The sequence below is a fragment of the Roseovarius sp. BRH_c41 genome, assembly GCF_000961715.1.
In the GTDB taxonomy this organism is placed as follows: domain Bacteria; phylum Pseudomonadota; class Alphaproteobacteria; order Rhodobacterales; family Rhodobacteraceae; genus Roseovarius.
Window position 1 is genome coordinate 59,088 of the sequence record NZ_LADY01000024.1, and the last position, 17,530, is coordinate 76,617.

General features: G+C 61.0%; 20 protein-coding genes and 3 pseudogenes. 13 read left to right on the plus strand and 10 right to left on the minus strand.

All coding sequences use genetic code 11. The features are described 5' to 3' along the window. Window positions 1–80: 80 nt before the first annotated feature. From VR71_RS07730 to VR71_RS07770, 9 genes and pseudogenes are all read right to left on the minus strand, one after another. Window positions 81–233, minus strand: coding sequence for a hypothetical protein (locus VR71_RS07730; protein ID WP_296430088.1), 153 nt, complete (start codon window positions 231–233; stop codon window positions 81–83). Window positions 234–243: 10 nt separating this feature from the next. Then, window positions 244–735, minus strand: coding sequence for a DUF6878 family protein (locus tag VR71_RS07735; protein WP_045682662.1), 492 nt, complete (start codon window positions 733–735; stop codon window positions 244–246). 100 nt (window positions 736–835) lie between these two features. Further along, window positions 836–1,354, minus strand: coding sequence for a DNA repair protein RadC (locus VR71_RS07740; RefSeq protein WP_296430067.1), 519 nt, complete (start codon window positions 1,352–1,354; stop codon window positions 836–838). A 113-nt stretch (window positions 1,355–1,467) separates the two neighbouring features. After that, a pseudogene (locus tag VR71_RS07745) lies at window positions 1,468–1,617 on the minus strand (JAB domain-containing protein); the annotation flags it as partial. A gap of 192 nt (window positions 1,618–1,809) precedes the next feature. Then, window positions 1,810–2,820 (minus strand): tyrosine-type recombinase/integrase, encoded by a 1,011-nt coding sequence (locus tag VR71_RS07750; protein ID WP_045682664.1) that lies wholly within the window; start codon window positions 2,818–2,820, stop codon window positions 1,810–1,812. After that, complete coding sequence (locus tag VR71_RS07755) at window positions 2,817–3,809, minus strand: tyrosine-type recombinase/integrase (RefSeq protein ID WP_045682666.1); 993 nt, start codon at window positions 3,807–3,809, stop codon at window positions 2,817–2,819. The genes VR71_RS07750 and VR71_RS07755 overlap by 4 nt, the downstream gene beginning before the upstream one ends. Further along, window positions 3,806–5,065, minus strand: a complete 1,260-nt coding sequence (locus VR71_RS07760) for a tyrosine-type recombinase/integrase (protein ID WP_045682747.1) — start codon at window positions 5,063–5,065, stop codon at window positions 3,806–3,808. Before VR71_RS07760 ends, VR71_RS07755 begins: the two co-directional genes overlap by 4 nt. A 55-nt stretch (window positions 5,066–5,120) precedes the next feature. After that, window positions 5,121–5,513, minus strand: coding sequence for a JAB domain-containing protein (locus tag VR71_RS24795; protein ID WP_296430070.1), 393 nt, complete (start codon window positions 5,511–5,513; stop codon window positions 5,121–5,123). Between the two features lie 122 nt (window positions 5,514–5,635). Further along, window positions 5,636–6,094: pseudogene (locus VR71_RS07770) on the minus strand (DUF932 domain-containing protein); the annotation flags it as partial. A gap of 59 nt (window positions 6,095–6,153) precedes the next feature. Here VR71_RS07770 and VR71_RS07775 point away from each other — a divergent pair. Beyond that, window positions 6,154–7,191: an IS110 family transposase gene (locus tag VR71_RS07775; protein WP_045682671.1), complete on the plus strand. Its 1,038-nt coding sequence runs from the start codon at window positions 6,154–6,156 to the stop codon at window positions 7,189–7,191. 357 nt (window positions 7,192–7,548) lie between these two features. Then, the gene (locus tag VR71_RS07780) at window positions 7,549–8,577 is read left to right on the plus strand and encodes an IS110 family transposase (RefSeq protein WP_045682673.1); all 1,029 of its coding nucleotides are present in this window, start codon (window positions 7,549–7,551) and stop codon (window positions 8,575–8,577) included. A 270-nt stretch (window positions 8,578–8,847) separates the two neighbouring features. Here VR71_RS07780 and VR71_RS07785 read toward each other — a convergent pair. Further along, window positions 8,848–9,570: pseudogene (locus VR71_RS07785) on the minus strand (DUF932 domain-containing protein); the annotation flags it as partial. A gap of 392 nt (window positions 9,571–9,962) precedes the next feature. Here VR71_RS07785 and VR71_RS07790 point away from each other — a divergent pair. From VR71_RS07790 to VR71_RS07840, 11 genes are all read left to right on the plus strand, one after another. After that, window positions 9,963–11,414, plus strand: coding sequence for a sigma-54 dependent transcriptional regulator (locus VR71_RS07790; RefSeq protein ID WP_296430072.1), 1,452 nt, complete (start codon window positions 9,963–9,965; stop codon window positions 11,412–11,414). A gap of 62 nt (window positions 11,415–11,476) precedes the next feature. Then, window positions 11,477–11,629, plus strand: a complete 153-nt coding sequence (locus VR71_RS07795) for a hypothetical protein (RefSeq protein WP_296430074.1) — start codon at window positions 11,477–11,479, stop codon at window positions 11,627–11,629. A gap of 211 nt (window positions 11,630–11,840) precedes the next feature. Then, the gene (locus tag VR71_RS07800; protein ID WP_045682677.1) at window positions 11,841–12,803 is read left to right on the plus strand and encodes a hydrogenase; all 963 of its coding nucleotides are present in this window, start codon (window positions 11,841–11,843) and stop codon (window positions 12,801–12,803) included. Window positions 12,804–12,825: 22 nt separating this feature from the next. Beyond that, a complete protein-coding gene (locus VR71_RS07805) occupies window positions 12,826–14,433 on the plus strand; it encodes a nickel-dependent hydrogenase large subunit (RefSeq protein WP_045682679.1) in 1,608 nt (535 codons plus the stop codon). A gap of 68 nt (window positions 14,434–14,501) precedes the next feature. Continuing rightward, the gene (locus VR71_RS07810; protein WP_296430076.1) at window positions 14,502–14,879 is read left to right on the plus strand and encodes a hypothetical protein; all 378 of its coding nucleotides are present in this window, start codon (window positions 14,502–14,504) and stop codon (window positions 14,877–14,879) included. Window positions 14,880–14,887: 8 nt separating this feature from the next. After that, on the plus strand, window positions 14,888–15,199 hold the full coding sequence (locus VR71_RS07815) for a hypothetical protein (protein ID WP_296430078.1): 312 nt from the start codon (window positions 14,888–14,890) through the stop codon (window positions 15,197–15,199). Further along, a complete protein-coding gene (locus tag VR71_RS07820) occupies window positions 15,187–15,672 on the plus strand; it encodes a hydrogenase maturation protease (protein WP_045682681.1) in 486 nt (161 codons plus the stop codon). Before VR71_RS07815 ends, VR71_RS07820 begins: the two co-directional genes overlap by 13 nt. Further along, window positions 15,669–15,983: a hypothetical protein gene (locus VR71_RS07825; RefSeq protein ID WP_045682683.1), complete on the plus strand. Its 315-nt coding sequence runs from the start codon at window positions 15,669–15,671 to the stop codon at window positions 15,981–15,983. Before VR71_RS07820 ends, VR71_RS07825 begins: the two co-directional genes overlap by 4 nt. Before the next feature lie 99 nt (window positions 15,984–16,082). Next, on the plus strand, window positions 16,083–17,084 hold the full coding sequence (locus VR71_RS07830) for a hypothetical protein (protein ID WP_045682685.1): 1,002 nt from the start codon (window positions 16,083–16,085) through the stop codon (window positions 17,082–17,084). A 25-nt stretch (window positions 17,085–17,109) separates the two neighbouring features. Then, window positions 17,110–17,295, plus strand: a complete 186-nt coding sequence (locus VR71_RS07835) for a hypothetical protein (protein ID WP_045682687.1) — start codon at window positions 17,110–17,112, stop codon at window positions 17,293–17,295. Window positions 17,296–17,306: 11 nt separating this feature from the next. Continuing rightward, window positions 17,307–17,528: a hypothetical protein gene (locus VR71_RS07840; protein WP_045682690.1), complete on the plus strand. Its 222-nt coding sequence runs from the start codon at window positions 17,307–17,309 to the stop codon at window positions 17,526–17,528. The last annotated feature ends 2 nt before the right edge of the window (window positions 17,529–17,530 follow it).

The following is a 17,530-nucleotide window of genomic DNA, read 5'->3' on the forward strand; positions in this document are numbered from 1 at the left end:
GGGCCGAGGCTGGCTCATCTCTCAATCCCAAGGCCCCGCATAACCCGCACCATGCACAGGAATAAGACGCTTCCATAGAGTCAGGATAAGGCATGGTGGCGCAGCGCCCGATGCCGAAAGTCCGCGTGCAGAATTTTGCTGGCGTCAAACCACGAATGCACTGCCATGAAGTCGTCGACCGTGCCGCCCCATTTTTTCACCGAGGAGAGCGCATGGTGATACGGATGTGCCATCGCCGCCCCCTCAGAAATCATGGGTGAAGAGTTCGGACGACGTGAACCGTTCGTTGAACTCGAGATGGATGCAGCGGGCGCAGGCGTCGAAGCAGAACTCGCCATAAGCGCCGTCGTTGTTTTCCCAACCGCCATGGGTGTCGCTGAGGAAATCATAGGCGAGCTGTTCGACAACATCTTCGAGCGAAAGCTGCCGCATCTCGACTTCGGTACTGTCCCAGGTGATGGCGGCGTAGGGAATTTCTACGGCAGGGAAATCGACAGCTGTCTCCCCCGCCCATGCCGCGATGCTTTCAATCTGGCCGCTGTCGCCCTCGCCATCGAAGGTGACCGTAACATGGGAAGTGCCGGCGGCAGTCAGGGCATCGAACAGGCGATCTTTGTTGGCCGGACGCAGTTCGGCCTCGCGGGCGGCTTGTTCGGTCTGCGCCGCGAACACCGAGGCGAAGTCGATCGTCGACGACAGCATCGGCGCCGGGAGGGTGGGTTCAACGTGGGTCATGGAGGTCTCCGAAGAAGGGGAAAGGATTGGAGCCCGCCGGGCGATCTCTTGCCCCGGCGAAGCTCACAAAAGCCCCCTGCCCTCCTCTGCCTCTCTGGGGTCATGCAGCGATCTGCAGTGTGCGGGCAGCAAAGGCGCGCCAGAGTGGATCCACGAGGCGAGCCTCCAAGAGATCGGCACGCTGCCGCAGGCGGGTTGCGAGATCGCTTTCTAGCCAGTCCGCCGCGCGGCTTGCCTGCGCCCGAAGCTGGCTTGCTTCCATAACCACGACCCGGGCCTCGGCGGCGGTCATGACAGGGGCGCACCAAGCGACGGCGCCATTCGCTGCGGCACCGGCAAGGACAAGACGCTCATCGCGGTCAAGGACCGCAACCATGCGCGGTCCGGCATCAGGCTCCAGTTCTTCCGCCATTTTGATCGCGCCCCGCATGGCTTCGGCCAGCGTCGTAAAATGGCCGATGATCCGAGGACGCGCCTCTCCCGACATCGCAGCCGCAGGGTTGCGATCAGGCAGCGTCAGGGAAAAGGGCAGCGCGGGGTCAAATGTGCTGTGCGCGATGACCGGCATGACGTCAGCCGGAAACGAGGTCGATAGGGCCGGAAAGGAAAGGTCGAACATGGGAAATATCTCCGACGGTGCGGGAAGCCTCTCTCCCCGCCTCAAGCGTCAAAGACCAAACCGCCGCCCTCTTCCTCGAAGGGGCGACGGAAGGTGTTGATCCGGAGGACGGGTCACATCTTGCCCAAACCCCGCAGCGAAAGCTCTTGGCCCCCACCCACGATGATGTGGTCATGCAAAGTCAGGCCGAGATACTTGCAGCCCTTCTGGATTTCCTTCGTCATGGTGATATCCGCCTCGGATGGCGTGGGATCACCGGAAGGGTGGTTGTGGACCTTTTGTGCCCCGTTTTCTTATGTGCCCCGAAGTCAAGATCGGTAGCTCTATCAATGGCTTCTGAGGCAAGGCTGGGCACATAACGGTGCATGCTTGTTGGCATCAGGTGTTTCTGGTTTTGGGCGACAGATGATTGTCGAGACACTGGGCGGCCAATCATGCCGCCCAGTGTCATATCGCTACAGGGATGAGAGCCACGCCAGCATGGCCGCGTCATCTCGCCATGCGGATTTTCGTGCTTTGCCACCAGCAACCGGCTCAAGCAGTTTCAGGGCTTCCGCCTTCATGCGTATGGTTATCTCGGCGTAGCGATTGGTCGTCTCCAGATTGACATGCCCCAACCAGCCCCGAATGACGTTAACCTCCACCCCTGACTCGAGGAGATGGACCGCCGTTGTGTGCCGAAACACGTGGGGCGTGATGTGGGTGCGTGAGGCTTGTACGCCCGCCGCCTCCCAGAGTTTGGCGTGATGGCGAATACGCTTGTAGATGCCGAAACGGGTCATCCCGCCGCCTGTGCCGCCGACGAACACAATGGTATCTGGCGAAAGAACTGTGGCGCGTTCATCCAGCATGTCCTGCAACGCCTTGGCGGTCTGGCTCCAAAGAGGGCAGGTTCGCCACTTTGACCCTTTGCCGAGCAGCCTGACCCGCGCCGGTGAGGCTAAATCGAGTTGGCCCACCTTCAGTTGCGCGACCTCTGAGACGCGCGCACCGGTGTTGTAGAGCAGCATGAGGAGCGCGCGGTCGCGCAGCGAAAGACGATCCTGGGCGGGGATGCAGGCAAAGAGCGCCTCGACCTCATCACGTGCCAGAAACTTCATCTCTGGGCGCTGATGGCGCTTCATCGGTATGGCTGCAACCTTGGCGCTGACCGGCAACATCTCTGGTGCGGTCCGGCAGAGATATTCGAAGAAAACGTGCAGGGCCGTCAGGCGCTGGTTGCGCGTACTGATGGCGTTGCCGCGCTTGACCTCCATGTTGTTTAGGAATGCCTGCACAGCAGAGTAGTCCAAATGCTCGAACCCGAGGCCACTGACCCCGATCCGATTGGCATCCGCAACGAAGATCAGGAATAGACGCAGGCTGTCTCGATAACTGCGGATCGTGCTGGATTGCAGGCCTTTGTGGCGCGGCAGATACTCCAGAAAGTAATGGTGAACGGCGGTGGGAAGGTTCAGCTGTGTCATGCTTGGCCTCCACCGCTCAGCGTCGGTGCGAAGGCCTCGAAACGCTGATTGGCGGCATCGAAAAGATCGTTAGTGATGGTCAGATAAACTGCGGTGCTGCTGGGATTGAGGTGCCCCAGAAATGTGGACAGATGATGGAGGCGGTCTGCCGGCGTGATCCCTTGGCGGTACCAGTTCAGCAGGGTGCGCACCGCGAATGAATGGCGCAGGCCATGAACGTGGGGACCGAAAACTCCAGGCGGGATCACAAGGGCGAGTTGCGGCAACAGGTCATCGCGAAAAGTGTTCCGGATGCTGTTGGTGCTGATCGGTGTACGGCCATTCCAGGAAAATAGGTAATTGGTGCCCGAGCAGGCGAACCCATGTTGCTCGCGTTGCGTCAGGTAGCTGCGTAGCCTGGCGGCCAACTTGGGGCCAAAGGGCACAAGTCGATCCTTGCCAAACTTGGTATTGCGGATCTCCAACACTTCGCGGGTCAGGTCCACATCGCCCCACTGAAGGCGAGCGACCTCCCCGACCCTCAGCCCAAGGCCAGCGAGCAAGGCAAAGATCATCTCGTAGAGAATGCCGCGCTGTGGTGCGCGTGAATTATCTGGCAATGCTGCGGCCAAAGTCAGCAGTAGCCGGATAGTCTTGTCAGAAAACAGGTAAGGCAGCTGTCGCGCTGTTTGCGGCTGAGGCTTGATCGTTACCGGTGAGGCACCAAGGATTTGTTGGCTGGCGATCCAGTCGAACAACCGTCGAACATCTCCGAGCAGATTATTGTAGCTCCGCGGGTTGGTTCGGTTGCGGGAATCCAAGAAGTCCTGCAGGCACTGTGCGTCAATCGCCTCAATGCTTTCCACGCCGCGGTTGTTGAGAAATCGATCGAGCAGCCGAAGTTGGCGATCTTCGCAGGCGAACTTGCATCCCATGGCGCGTTTTGCACGCAGGTATTGTTCGATCTGAGGGGCCAGGATGCTTTGAAAGCTGTTCCAGGGGGCGGTCATAGCACGTCCTCCCCTTGGGCAATGACCATCTCTCGCAGCTTGTGCACCGCCACCTTGCCATAGACCAATGTGGATGCGGGGTGGCGATGACCGACGTAATCGCCAATGACTTTGAAGGGCAGGTCGGCTTCTACAAGGTGCTGAACGCAGGCATGGCGCAATGTGTGCGAGCCGGCACGTGCAACCTGAATGCCAATACTGCGCATGCGGCCAGAAACCATGCACGACACCCCCGTATGCCTCATAGGTGTATATGGCGATCTTGCGGCCAAGAAGACTTGGCGATCGGCGATATCCGTGCGCCGAACGTGCAAATAGGCGATTATGGCTTCGCCGACGGTCGCTGACAGCGGATATCGGGTCGAATGGCCGCCTTTGCGCATTGGGATGCTGATCTGGTCATGCACCCAATCAATATCATCGAGGCACAGGGCCGCGATCTCTCTTGCACGCAATCCGTAGCTGGCCAGCAATGTCAGAATGGCATAGTCGCGTTTGCCCACGTCGGAGCGGCAATCGACGCTGGCCAGCAGGCGCTCGACATCAGGCCATGAAATGGCACGTGGAATGGATGCTTGTCGATAGGCGCGGCCGCGCGGAAGACTGCGTGTGAGATCGTTCGCAATGATGCCTTCACGGTGCAGATAGGCGAGGAAGACGCGCAAGGCGCCGGTCGTGCCGAGCATGCCGGACTTGTGCAACGTCTCCGCGCGGGTGTTAATGAAATCAGTGATGGACGCCGGGGTAAGCGCCGACAGGGTTATGCCCGTCTGCGCCAAGTATGACTCGAACGGGCGCAGGGTGTAGGTGTATTTGTGTAGCGTGGCTTGGCGCAGTCCTTTCTCGTTGAGAAGGAAAGGGAAAAAACCAGGTGCGCTGACACAGAAGGGCATGCGGGGACGATGGCTCGGACGTGTGAAACCAGGCAGAGCTAGGCAAAGCATTCGCTCCACAGGCAAACGGCTTTGGGAAGCGATTGCCGCCCGGTCCTGTGCGCTCTTGCACCACTTGCCGTGTTTAGCAAACCAGTGGCTTACAAACGCATCTACGTGATCTGGAAGCTGATCAAGGCGTTGAACACCACGTCCAACGACGAACTCGTTGAAGTGTCCGAGGGCCCGAACATTCTGCTGAATAGTAGCGGTACCGGTATGTAACTCATCAAGCGATTGAACGTAGCGCTCGATCTGCGGCCCAAGCCACTGGGCTCTGATACGGTCGATCACCTTGAGCGACCTGAAATGGCGTTCCAACATGACAAGCATCCTTCTGGAAAATTGCAGGAGCTGTCATGTTGCACGACGTTTGCCGTTATGTGCCGGGCTTTAGCTCAGAAGCCATTGAAAGAGCTACTGATCTTGACGGCGGGGCACATAAGAAAACGGGGCACAAAACGCCCATTATGTGGCGCGCCACATAATGGACAACGATGAGGGCGCTTGCGTTCAACATCAGCGCCCGCTTGATGATCTCGCGGGGATAGACCGGGACATGGTCCACAGTTCCGACCGAAAGCTGCTCGTCCGAGATAACGCGGTTCCGACGGTCGAGATAAAGAACATGGAAACGCTCCACCTCGCCGCGCACAGTCAGCGCACAATAATCGCGAACAGCTTGCCAGCTGCCAAGGACAGGGTTTTGGTTCAGATAGCGCCCGAGGATTTCGCGGGCCTCGAGGATTACGGTTTCTTCTTGCGGGGTCACGGTGGGTCTCCGAAAAATAAAAACGCCGACGCCCCTGCCCTGTCGAAGGGCGGGCCGTCGGCGCAATTATGAAAAGCTGATCGCCCAACGGGACTGGGCGGTCATGCGGATGGCGCGTTGCCTCAGCCGACCCGGTCGAGGAGCTTCTTGGCGCGCCCCTCCATGTCGAGGCGGGCGTCCTGCTGGGACTTGTCGCGCGCAAGCCGCGTGATGCCCTGCACGAAGTCGAAGATCGACTCCGGCGGGCGGCCCTCTTCCATCAGCACCTTCTCGATGATCTTGCCGGACTCGGCCTTCGAGAAGCCGCGTTTCCGAAGGAAGTCATCCCGGTCCTCGTCCGTGCGCGCGACGATCTGCTGCCGTGCGGCCTTGATGCCGTTCACAAAGCTCTGCGGCGAGGAATTGGCAAACCGCGTCAGCGCAGGGGTCGCTTCCTGCGCAAAACGCGAGGCGGCATATTTCGAATGGCGGATGGTGATCTCCTGAAAATCCTCGACGCCCCAGAGGTTCCGGTTCTGGCACACCGCCCTCAGGTAAAAGCTCGCCATGCCGAGGGTCTTGGCCCCCACCTCGGAGTTCCAGATGCCGTATTAAGCCAGTAGCGCCCTATGATGAGGCACTGGCAACTGGAGGAACTGAAATGGAAAAGTATGTTGGCATCGACGTTTCGTTGAAGGAAAGCGCCGTCTGCATTGTTGATCAGAGCGGCAAGGTCATACGCGAATTGAAAGCACTGAGCGATCCAGACGCGCTTTTACGTGTCCTGCGGGCTGAAGGATGCACGAAGGCGCGGATCGGGCTGGAAGCCGGGGCGCTTTCGGGCTGGCTGCACGACGGTTTGAAAGCCGAGGGGTTCGACGTGGTCCTGCTCGAAACGCGACATGTCCAGGCGGCGATCTCGGCCATGGCTGTGAAGACTGACCGCAATGACGCACGGGGGATCGCTCAAATGCTGCGGCTCGGCTGGTTCAAATCGGTTCACGCTAAATCCGCCGACTCGCAGGAAATCCGGGCGCTGCTGACTGCCCGCAAGCTTCTCACACGCAAGCGTGTCGATCTCGACATCGGGATGCGCGGAATCCTGCGGTCTTTCGGCTTGAAGGTCGGTCAGATCGGACGGGCCCGGTTTGATGCCCGGCTCCGCGAACTGATCACGGGGAACACGATGCTTGAGAAGGTGATCGGCGCTATGCTGGAGGCCCGCGCTGCTCTCGCCCGCGAATTGGCCGAGTTGCATCGCATGGTGCTGCGTCTGACCCGGGAAAGCGAAGTGTGCAAGCGGCTGATGACGGTGCCTGGCGTTGGCCCAATCGCCTCGCTGACTTTCGTGGCTGCCGTTGATGATCCCCATAGGTTCCGATCCTCCAAAGCGATCGGTGCGCATTTCGGCCTGACACCGCGAAAATACCAATCCGGCGAGGTGGATGTGACCGGCCATATCACCAAGGCCGGCGATGCCTCGGTCCGAACGGTGCTCTACGAGGCGGCGAATGCGATCATCACGCTGCGTGTCAAACCATCTGCCTTGAAGGCCTGGGCGCTTCGGCTGGTAAAGCGGCGTGGCGCCAAACGGGCCAAGGTCGCGTTGGCGCGCAAGCTTGCCGTGTTGATGCACAGGATGTGGGTCGACGGAACTGAATTCGAATTCGGCGCGGGGGATGTCCAACCAGCGACGTAAACTGCTCTGACGGCCGGCCATTCGGCACGGTCGAAGAGGTCCCTTCGCCGGGACGCGAGCCAGGCGAGTCCGGTTCTACTGTCGTGAGCCCGGTCCTTCCGGCCATCACGTGTTTTCCAGATTGGACCGCCGGGTTCAGCACAGAAAGGCATGATGTGGCGGCCACCGCGCCGACTACGGACAGAAGCATGTTCTTGGCGATGGAGTTTCTTCGAAAGTGCCCTGAATGGGGTTGGCTTAATACAGAAGCAATAGAAACCCCGGAAGTAGATGGGATGGTTGCCGCCCTCCCCAGACGGCATCGCAATGTGCCAAGAATGTGGATGTGAGAGCCACAACAGCGGAGAAGGCGGCAAGATGAAGGATACAATAATCGGGGTAGATTTGGCAAAGAGGGTTTTTCAGGTCCATGGTGCATCGATCGCTGGGGAGGTGAAGTTTCGCAAGAAACTGACCCGTGAACAGTTCCGGCTTTTCATCGCCCAACAGCCCGCCTGCATCGTTGTGTTCGAGGCATGCGGCAGCGCCAACTACTGGGCCCGGGAGGTGGAGAAGATGGGCCATGAAACCAAGCTGATCGCCCCTCAGTACGTCCGGCCATTCGTGAAGCGCCAAAAGAATGACGCGACCGATGCTGAAGCGATCGTGATCGCGGCGCGTCAGCCCGAGATGCGCTTTGTCTTACCGAAGTCAGCCGAGCAACAGGCCAAGTCTGTCCTGTTCCGCAACCGCGAACGGCTGGTCCGTCAGCGGACAGAGCTCGTGAACGCGCTGCGGTCGGCGCTGTATGAATATGGCCATGTGTTTCCGATCGGCCTGGCCCATCTGAAGCGGATGGACGCGCTGGTCCAGGACCCTGACTGCGACCTTCCTTCGCTCATCGTCACTGAGTGCCAGGAGTTGCTGGCGCAGATCGCGGAGACGACAGAGAAGATCACCGCGAAGACCAAGAGGCTCAAGGCGCTTGCGGATCAAACCGATACGGCACGCAGACTTCAGACCATGCCGGGTGTTGGTCCGTTGACGGCGTTGGCAGTCGAAGCCTTTGCCCCTCAGATGGGTCAGTTCCGATGCGGCCGAGACTTCGCAGCTTGGCTTGGTCTTGTGCCACGCCAGCATTCCTCGGGGGGAAAGGAGCGCCTTGGACGGGTTTCGAAGGCCGGCCAAACCGACATCCGTCGACTTTTGATCATCGGAGCGATGACGCGCATCTTGGCGCACGCCCGGTACAAAGGTCCTGCGGAGAGCTGGCTCGGCCGAATGCTGGCGAAGAAGCCGAAAATGCTGGTCGGGATTGCACTGGCCAACAAGATGGCCAGGCAGCTTTGGGCGATGTTGACAAAGAACGAAGATTACAGGGATCCGGCAATGGCAGCTGCGATGTGAGTATCACGGCGCAGTAAACCTAGTCGGTACAACGGGGGGTGTGAGAGAGCGACGACCTGAATGGGCACAACGATCGAATAGATCTGGGTCGGGGAAACCAGACGATCTCTACGAGCTTGAAGCTCGGGAAGTAGATTCGGACCTGATCCGCGGATCACCATACCGGCCAGCGGCTTCTGAATGTGCCGCACTCAAAGGCCTGACAGAAGAGCGCCTTCGATCACATGCCAGCAGGGTCAAAAGTCTCTTGCATCACGGGCGGCAACCACAGAAGAGATCGGGGGAGCCGTCCGGCAGGCGACCCGCCTCGATCGGGTTGTGATCATCGACCAGGAACAGGAAGACATCGCGATCCGAGGCGTAGAGCGTGGTCGTGTCGCGGCTGATCTCGACATCGGGGTTGTAGACCCCGGTCGACCAGTCGAGCACCCCCGGGACCTTCCAGCGCGTGTCGCCAGTGCCATTGCCCGCGATGCGCTGCACCGCCTCGACCAGCTCGTGGTCGTGGATGCGGCCATAGTCCGGGCCGGTGACCGCGCGCAGTTCCGTGCGACCATCTTCCGTCTCGAAAGTCTTCACCTGCTCAGCGCGATGGTTGGTCAGGCCGTATTGCAGGTTGATCCCTGCCAGCGGCGCGGACAACTGGCGCAGGTAGGAGGCAGGCGCGCCGACGATGCTGGCAAGCTGGCCAAAGGCCCAGTGCGTGGGCGCAACCAGCTCATGCGCTTTCGGCAGGACCAAATGCAGCCGCTCAGCGCTGTCGCGCGCCGCCTCGACCCGGATATCCGCCGTCTGCACCACACGGCTGCGGCTGCGCTCCGACCGACCCTTCACCGATGCCCAGAGATCGTCGAGCGACAGATACCGCTCATCATCTGGCCGATTGAACCATTCGGACGACACCCGCCCGTTCCGCTCCCCCCGGCTCACATCCACCTTCCAGCCACCCGCCCGCGCCGGCTGCATCGGGTCCAGAACTTCCACAACACCCATCGATAATCTCCCGCGACAGGCGCCGGGAGCCACTCTCCCAACCTTCAACCCGTCAACGGAAAACCGGCACGGCTCTCACTCTCGGCAACGTAAGGGGCGGAGAGCAGACCCGAGTGTGTGCGGCATCGCACCTGCAGCATTTCAGAATAGTAGTCATTCGCGCCGGCAGGTGTGCCTACTCTGAGCAAATGGTCCAGCGGGGCGCGGAACTGCCGTTCGGCAGGATCTGGAGCTGCCCAACTGTACACTGACAGCGATCACCCAATGCAGGCAACGAGATTGCAGTCTAACCGCTTTTTGGGCAACCGACTTGAAAGCGAAGCATGCAGTGTGTAAACCTGATTGGCAAGGCAGTGAAGGCTGAAGCCGCTGACCGACGGAACCCGATCCAATTGAGCATTGTTCAGACCATTCTTTTGAAATCGACGGATCCCGGGGTGATTGCTGCCGTATCTTCGGCGCTGAGCGAGGCTGACGGCTATCGGCTGATCTACTGCGAGGATGACCGCACCGCGATCCGGCGGATGGACGAGGTTTTTGTAAACCTGTTCTTGTATGATTGCGGAGACAGCGCACACATCGACGAAAGCGCACTGATCCATTCGCGCCTTGCGCATACCTCCTGCGCCCGGATCGTGGTCTTCGACCCCACAAGCACGCCGGAGGGGTTCCAGCTTGCCAACCGGACGGCCGCCTACGTGTTTCTGTTCAAGCCGTTGGATCCGGCACAGCTGGGTGTCATGGCCAAACGCGCACTGGAGCAGGCGGAACTGGCGCGGCGGCACCGCATCCTCAGCCGCGAGCTGAAAATGTCGCTGGATGAGGATATCTTCCAGACCACTCCCGACGGGTCAGTCCAGGGTGGCTATTCGCAGTTCGAACGGCTGGTCTTCGTCAGCTCGAAGATGGCCGATCTGGTGGCCGAGGCGAAGATGTCGGCCAGCACCAATATGCCCGTGCTGATCCAGGGCGACACCGGCACCGGCAAGGAACTTCTGGCGCGCGCGATCCACTTCAACTCGGGCCGGCGCAAGTCGCCGATGCTGGTGCAGAACTGCGGCGGCATTGCCGAGAACATGCTGCATTCGGAACTCTTCGGCCATGTGCAGGGGGCCTTTCCCGGGGCAATCTCGGACCGGCTGGGCCTGTTTCGGGCGGCGGATGGGGGCACGGTGTTTCTGGACGAGGTGTCCGAGATCTCGCCTCAGTTTCAAGTGGCGCTGTTGCGATTCCTACAAGAGGGCGAGGTCAAGCCCCTGGGGTCGGACACGATGCTGCACAGCGATGTTCGGATCATCGCGGCTTCGAACAAATCGATTGAAAAGATGGTGCAACAAGGCACCTTCCGCCGCGACCTATACTATCGGTTGCGAGGGTTCCAGCTGGACGTGCCCGCCCTCGCCGTCCGGCCCGAGGATATTCCCGTCCTGACCCGGTTCTTTGTCGAGAAATACGCCGGTGTCGTCGGGCGACGGGTCTTGGGGGTGACCACCGATGCGCTGAAGCATTTGGAAGCCTACCCATTTCCGGGCAACGTCCGCGAGTTGGAAACCGAGGTCCAGCGGATGGTGGCGGTTGCCGAACAGGGCGGCTACATCGCGCTTCGGCACCTGTCTGAGAAGATCTCCTCCACTCCGATCAATGATGCGGGTCCGGGTGGGTTCGTGCCCTCGGGCGGCACATTGAAGGACATGGTCGAAAGCCTGGAGCGCGCTATTGTCCTGCAGGCCTTGGATCGAAGCCATTGGAACCAAAGCAAGGTGGCCACAGACCTCGGGCTGTCGCGGGTCGGATTGGCGAACAAGATCAAGCGGTACGATATCAAGCGGGGACGTGGGGGATGACCGAACAGCCTGAGCGATCAGTAGTTGTGCCGTTCCCCGGTTCGCGCTTGGCGAAGGCGCCCGTGAAGCCCCGCGACCTTGGCCTGACTGCCCTGTCGAAAACGCTTGGCCCCGTGGCGATCAGCGCCAAGGGCCATTGGTGTGACCGCTGCAACGGCATCTGGTACAGCTATTTCGGCGAGGCGCGTTGTCCGGTCTGCGGCGGTCGCTGCTAGCGTCGCTGAAAAGTAAGTTTGCACAACCCCTCGCAATGTCGTTTTCAGTTTACACTTCGTTGCAGCAATAGCTCTATCCAGCCTCCCGAGTTGATTTCCCAAGGCTCACTTCCCCGACTAGCATGTCAGTAAGGTCGGTCGCTTCAAAGCCGATCACCTTGGTCGTGCCGCTGTCGTTTTCGGCAGTCGGCGTCATCTACGGGAGGAACGGATGGCTAATCTACTCTGGCTGCAAGGCGGCGCCTGTTCGGGCAATACGATGTCGTTCCTGAACGCCGAGGAACCCAGCGCCTGCGATCTGGTGACCGATTTCGGGATCAACATCCTGTGGCAACCCTCGCTGGGGCTGGAGCTTGGCGACAACGTCAAGACGATCCTGCAGAAATGCATCTCGGGCGAGATCAAGCTGGATATCTTCGTCTTCGAGGGCACAGTCATCAACGCCCCGAACGGCACCGGCGAGTGGAACCGCTTCTGCGGCCGGCCGATGAAGGAGTGGGTCGCCGAGCTTTCGGCGGCCGCCGACTTCGTTGTCGCCATCGGCGATTGCGCGACCTATGGCGGCATTCCCGCGATGGCGCCGAACCCGTCGGAAAGCGTGGGGATGCAGTTCCTGAAGCGCGCCAAGGGCGGTTCGCTGGGTGCCGGGTTCAAGGCGAAATCGGGCCTGCCGGTCATCAACATTCCCGGCTGCCCCGCGCACCCGGACTGGGTAACCCAGATCCTCGTCGCCGTCGCCACGGGCCGTGCGGGCGACCTGACGCTGGATGAATTCCATCGCCCGAAAACGTTCTTCTCGTCCTTCACGCAAACCGGCTGCACCCGGAACATGCACTTTGCCTACAAGGTCTCGACCACCGCCTTCGGTCAACGCAAAGGGTGCCTCTTCTACGACCTCGGCTGCCGTGGCCCGATGACCCACAGCCCTTGCAACCGCATCCTGTGGAACCGCCATTCGTCCAAGACCCGCGCCGGCATGCCGTGCCTTGGCTGCACCGAGCCCGAGTTCCCCTTCTTCGATCTGAACCCCGGCACGGTGTTCAAGACGCAGACGGTGATGGGCGTGCCCAAGGACATGCCGACAGGCGTCGACAAGGTTGGCTACATCAAGCTGACCGCCGCCGCCAAGGGAATGGCCCCCGCCTGGGCCGAAGAAGACATCTTCGTGGTCTGAGCCACGAACAGGGAGCAAACACATGTCAGCAACTGCAGCAACCGTCGAGACGCTCGACATCTCTCCCGTTGGCCGGGTCGAAGGTGATCTGGACGTTCGGGTGGAAATCGAGAATGGCAAAGTCACCAATGCCTGGACCCATGCGGAGCTGTTCCGCGGGTTCGAGGTGATCCTGAAGGACAAGGACCCGCAGGCGGGCCTTGTCGTCACCCCCCGCGCCTGCGGCATTTGCGGCGCGTCACACCTGACCTGCGCCGCCTGGGCGCTGGACACGGCCTGGGGCACCACGGTGCCGCGTAACGCGATCCTCGCGCGGAACCTTGGCCAGATCGTGGAGTCGCTGCAATCGCTGCCGCGCCACCACTACGGCCTCTTCATGATCGACTACACCAACGAAAACTATGCCGCTTCACCCTTCTACGCTGAAGCGGTCAAGCGCTACTCGCCTTTCACCGGCACATCCTATGAGGCTGGCGTGACGATCTCTGGCCGTCCGGTGGAGATCTACGCTCTTCTTGGCGGGCAATGGCCGCATTCGTCCTTCATGGTGCCGGGCGGCGTGATGTGCGCGCCCACCCTGACCGATGTGACGCGCGCCTGGTCGATCCTGGAGCATTTCCGGCAGAACTGGATCGAACCCCTGTGGCTCGGCTGCTCGATGGAGCGGTACGAGGAAATCCAGACGCTGGAGCAATTCGAGGCCTGGCTTGAGGAAAGCCCGAAGCATGCCAATTCCGACCTCGGCCTTTTTTGGCGCATGTCGAAGGAAATCGGCCTGCAGCACTATGGTAAAGGCCACGGCAAGTTCGTGACCTGGGGCTACCTGCCGCATGAGGACAAGTACAACAAGCCTACCATCGACGGGCGGTCCTCGGCGGTGATCATGAAGTCGGGCACCTATGACGGGGCGACCGACACCTTCGGCCCGATGGAGCATATCTTCACCCGCGAAGATACAACCCACGCCTGGTATGATGAAGGCGCGGCGGTCCATCCATTTGACCGCACCACGAAGCCGATCGCCAAGAACAAGGTCGATCCGGCAGGCAAGTATTCTTGGGGCACTGCCGTTCGCCATTCGGAAAGCGGCGCGCTTGAGGCCGGGCCGCTGGCCCGCCGACTGATCGCAGGCAACACCACCGGCCAGGCCTTCCAGCATTCGGATGGCCTTGTCCTCGACATGTACCGCAAGATGGGCGGTGCCTCGATCATGCTGCGCCATTTCGCGCGGATGCATGAACTGTGCATCCTGTACCGTGAGGCCGAGCGCATCCTGCGCGAGTTCCGGCTGAACGACGAGTGGTACATCAAGCCGACCGAACGCGACGGGAAGGGTTGGGGAGCTACCGAGGCGATCCGTGGGGCACTGTGTCACTGGATCGAGGTGAAGAACGGCAAGATCGCCAACTACCAGATCATCGCCCCCACCACCTGGAACGTCGGCCCCCGGTCGGCTGATGGCCAGCGCGGCCCGATCGAAGAGGCGCTGATCGGCACGCCGATCAAGAACAAGCACGACCCGGTCGAAGTGGGCCATGTCTGCCGGTCCTATGACAGTTGCCTTGTCTGCACGGTTCATGCGCATGATGGCCAGACCGGCGAAGAGCTGGCGCGCTTCCGAACCGCCTGATCCGTAGCACGGTGGTCGGGCCTGTCGGCCCGGCCATTGCAGGGTGGATCCAAGGGGAGGGACAAGCCGTGAACAAGGAGACAAGCCTGGCCGACCAGTCGCAGGCATACATCGCGCGCTATGGGGTGACACCTGCCGAGGCCAGCCATGACATGCTGCTTCGGATGATCGAGGACATGTTCGCAGACGGGCTGGTCACCGAAGTTGAACCGTTCCCGGAAACGGACCGGGAGTTCTCAAAGCTCCTCGACATACTGCGCCCGCTGGACGCAAACGCCTTGCGGGAGAAACTGGTGATTTCGGGCTGGCTGCTGGAGCCGTATGGGCCTGACAAGATGCGTTGCCAGGAATGCATGTATTTCCTTGTGCACCGGCGCTGGTGCGATCTGCCGGAACTCAATCTTCCGGCCAAGGCTGACTGGTGGTGCCGCCTGTGGCGCATCTAGGGGAAAAGATGGACCTGGAAACCTTGCGCAAGGATATCGCCGCCCGCCTTGCTGGCGGGCTGGAAACCGAGGTCTGGCCGCGTGCGGGCACCAGCGAAGAGGTGAACGCGATTGTGCGCCGCCTGCAGGTCGAAGCGGGCGATGATCTGGTGGCAAAGCTGGTGATCGGTGGCTTTACCGACCACACCATCGAGGCCGAAGACATGCCGCAACCTTGCGAAACCTGCATGTATTACAAAGTCCACGCCCGGTTCTGCGATCTGCCAGAACTCATGCTGCCGGTCGAGCCGGAATGGTCCTGCAGGCTATGGCGGATCTGACAGAGCCCGACATTATCGTACTTGGCTGCGGGAATCCCAACCGCAGCGATGATGGGGTCGGGCCACGTGTGATTGCCCTCTTGCGCGACAAGTGTTTGCCGCCTCAGGTGCGGCTCTTTGATGTTGGCACAGACGGCATGACAGCAATGTATCGCGCACGCGGTGCCACCCATCTGGTGGTAGTCGATGCGCGGGTGCCTGGCGGCAATCCCGGCGCGGTCTACGAGGTGCCGGGCGAAGTCCTTGCCGCGCCACCTGCCAAGGGCGCGGGCTTGCACGAGTTCCGCTGGGATCATGCACTTTACGCCGGGCGCCGCATCTACGGTGACACCTATCCCGCAACCGTGGTCGTCCTTCTGATCGAAGCGGCGACGCTTGACCTTGGCCTTGCCCTCAGCCCGTCCGTCGAGGCTTCGGCGCAAAGCGTAGCGCAAAGGGTGCGCGGACTGATTGATGATTGGCTGGCCGCATGACCGCGGTGCTTTCGGTTCGGGATGGCTCGATCTACCTGCCCGCGGTGGTGGTCGAGACCTACTTTCGCGGCATCGCTTCGGTGGTGGTGCTGATCCGCGACGGCACTCTGATGATCCTGCCCGTGCATCAGGCAACAGCGGGCGGCTGTCTTCTCAAGCTCCGCAATGCTGCGGGGGACCGCGTGGCGCAAGCGCGGGACGTATTTCAGGATCAGGGTCTGCTGGGGCTGAGCGTGACTGATCTTCCTGCTAACTGGGTATCCGATCAGGGCGCGCTTTGCGCAGAACTGCCGCCTACTATGCAAAGTTGATTTTCAATTGAAGAAGAAAGTAGACAAGGCGCGCAGCAAGTGATCTTCTTTCTGCACAAGAAGACGCGACACGCCTGAGTCGCGCGGGGAGGGTCTACCATGGCTGCAACCAGCCGCACCAAGCAGCAGGTCGATGCTGCGCTGATGGCTGTCGAAGACGCCGACACATCTGACGCTGACAAGGCGCAGATGCTGATGGAGATTGCGATGGGCCTGCAGCAGGCCCCGCGCGAACCGGCAGACCTGCACGCCGCTGTTGACCTTTATCTCAAGGCTCTGACGCTTGTCCCTCCGGGCGAAGTGCTGGGCGGGGCGCGCATTCGGGCGCGTCTTGCCACAGCGCTGATGGCGGTGCCGGCCAAGGATGCCGAGCCGATGAAGGCCGCCCGCGCGGAAATCACCACGGCCATCGCGACCCTGACCGCTGAAGGCTCCAACGCGGAGATCGCGGAAGCCGAGATGAACCTTGGCCTGATCTGCCAGACCCTCGCCGGATGGGGCATGATGCCGATCCAGCCCGCAATCAGCGCCTATCAGCGCGCGCTGCGGACCTTTGACAAGGCGGCTTACCCGAAGGAATTCGCGATCCTGCAGAACAACCTGGCCACCGCCTTCATGTCGATGCCCTTCACCGACGACAGCGGCAAGCTGCGCGAGGCTTTGGCGGTGCAAGCGTTCGAAGAGGGGCTGCGCGTCGTCACCCTGATCGACCATCCGGTTGAATATGCCATGCTGCAGAACAACCTCGGCAATGCGCTGCAGTATGTCTCGACCGCGCACCGGGTGGAAAACTGCTTGCGCGCGCTTGATGCCTATGACGAGGCGCTGAAGGTCCGCACGCTGCGCGACATGCCCGAGGCCTATGCCAACACCATCGCGAACAAGGCCAACTGCCTTGCAAACCTGCCCGACGATCTGGAAAACCCCGAAGCCGGCAACCCGCGCCATGTCCAGGAGGCTGTCGCCCTTCTGCGTGAGGCGCAAGGCATCTTTCAGCAGCGTGGGGAGGCCGAGAAGGCCCGTTCCGTTGCCGAGGCGATCGCCGACCTGACCTCGGCACTGGCGCCGCACAGCGCCTTTGCCTCGCACCAAAGCCATTGACACGAGACCAAAAGGAACCCCGCGCGTGACTGTTATCCTCTCCCTCATCCTTGGCCTTGCGGCCGCCCTTGGTGCCGGGGCCCTCTCGGGCATCCGCATCGGCAAGGACGCCCTTGGCACGGAACTCGCCGCCTATATGGGCGGGCTTTACGGCATCATCTCGGGCAGTGTCGCGGTCGTTCTGACCGTGCTCGTGCTGTCCCTGACCTGAGGAGGGCGCGCATGTTCGGCATGGCAATGAACTCTGCGAAGCAATTCTTCGCGGGCAAGCTTTTCAAAGACAACCGCATGGTGATCCGGCAACTGGCCATTGGCGCGGGTGCAGGTTTGATCGTTGGGCTGGTCCTGGGGCAGTTTGCGCCGATGTGGCTGGCGGCGATTGCGGCGGGGGCGGTGGCGGGGATCGCACAGCCGGTTCTCCTCAAAGACGTGAAGTACGCGTGAAG

Bases quoted from the DNA above. Each gene is read 5' to 3' on its own strand.
- VR71_RS07730 (WP_296430088.1), bottom strand. From the start codon at position 233: ATGGCACATCCGTATCACCATGCGCTCTCCTCGGTGAAAAAATGGGGC.
- VR71_RS07735 (WP_045682662.1), bottom strand. From the start codon at position 735: ATGACCCACGTTGAACCCACCCTCCCGGCGCCGATGCTGTCGTCGACG.
- VR71_RS07740 (WP_296430067.1), bottom strand. From the start codon at position 1,354: ATGTTCGACCTTTCCTTTCCGGCCCTATCGACCTCGTTTCCGGCTGAC.
- VR71_RS07750 (WP_045682664.1), bottom strand. From the start codon at position 2,820: ATGACACAGCTGAACCTTCCCACCGCCGTTCACCATTACTTTCTGGAG.
- VR71_RS07755 (WP_045682666.1), bottom strand. From the start codon at position 3,809: ATGACCGCCCCCTGGAACAGCTTTCAAAGCATCCTGGCCCCTCAGATC.
- VR71_RS07760 (WP_045682747.1), bottom strand. From the start codon at position 5,065: ATGTTGGAACGCCATTTCAGGTCGCTCAAGGTGATCGACCGTATCAGA.
- VR71_RS07775 (WP_045682671.1), top strand. From the start codon at position 6,154: ATGGAAAAGTATGTTGGCATCGACGTTTCGTTGAAGGAAAGCGCCGTC.
- VR71_RS07780 (WP_045682673.1), top strand. From the start codon at position 7,549: ATGAAGGATACAATAATCGGGGTAGATTTGGCAAAGAGGGTTTTTCAG.
- VR71_RS07800 (WP_045682677.1), top strand. From the start codon at position 11,841: ATGGCTAATCTACTCTGGCTGCAAGGCGGCGCCTGTTCGGGCAATACG.
- VR71_RS07805 (WP_045682679.1), top strand. From the start codon at position 12,826: ATGTCAGCAACTGCAGCAACCGTCGAGACGCTCGACATCTCTCCCGTT.
- VR71_RS07815 (WP_296430078.1), top strand. From the start codon at position 14,888: ATGGACCTGGAAACCTTGCGCAAGGATATCGCCGCCCGCCTTGCTGGC.
- VR71_RS07820 (WP_045682681.1), top strand. From the start codon at position 15,187: ATGGCGGATCTGACAGAGCCCGACATTATCGTACTTGGCTGCGGGAAT.
- VR71_RS07825 (WP_045682683.1), top strand. From the start codon at position 15,669: ATGACCGCGGTGCTTTCGGTTCGGGATGGCTCGATCTACCTGCCCGCG.
- VR71_RS07830 (WP_045682685.1), top strand. From the start codon at position 16,083: ATGGCTGCAACCAGCCGCACCAAGCAGCAGGTCGATGCTGCGCTGATG.
- VR71_RS07840 (WP_045682690.1), top strand. From the start codon at position 17,307: ATGTTCGGCATGGCAATGAACTCTGCGAAGCAATTCTTCGCGGGCAAG.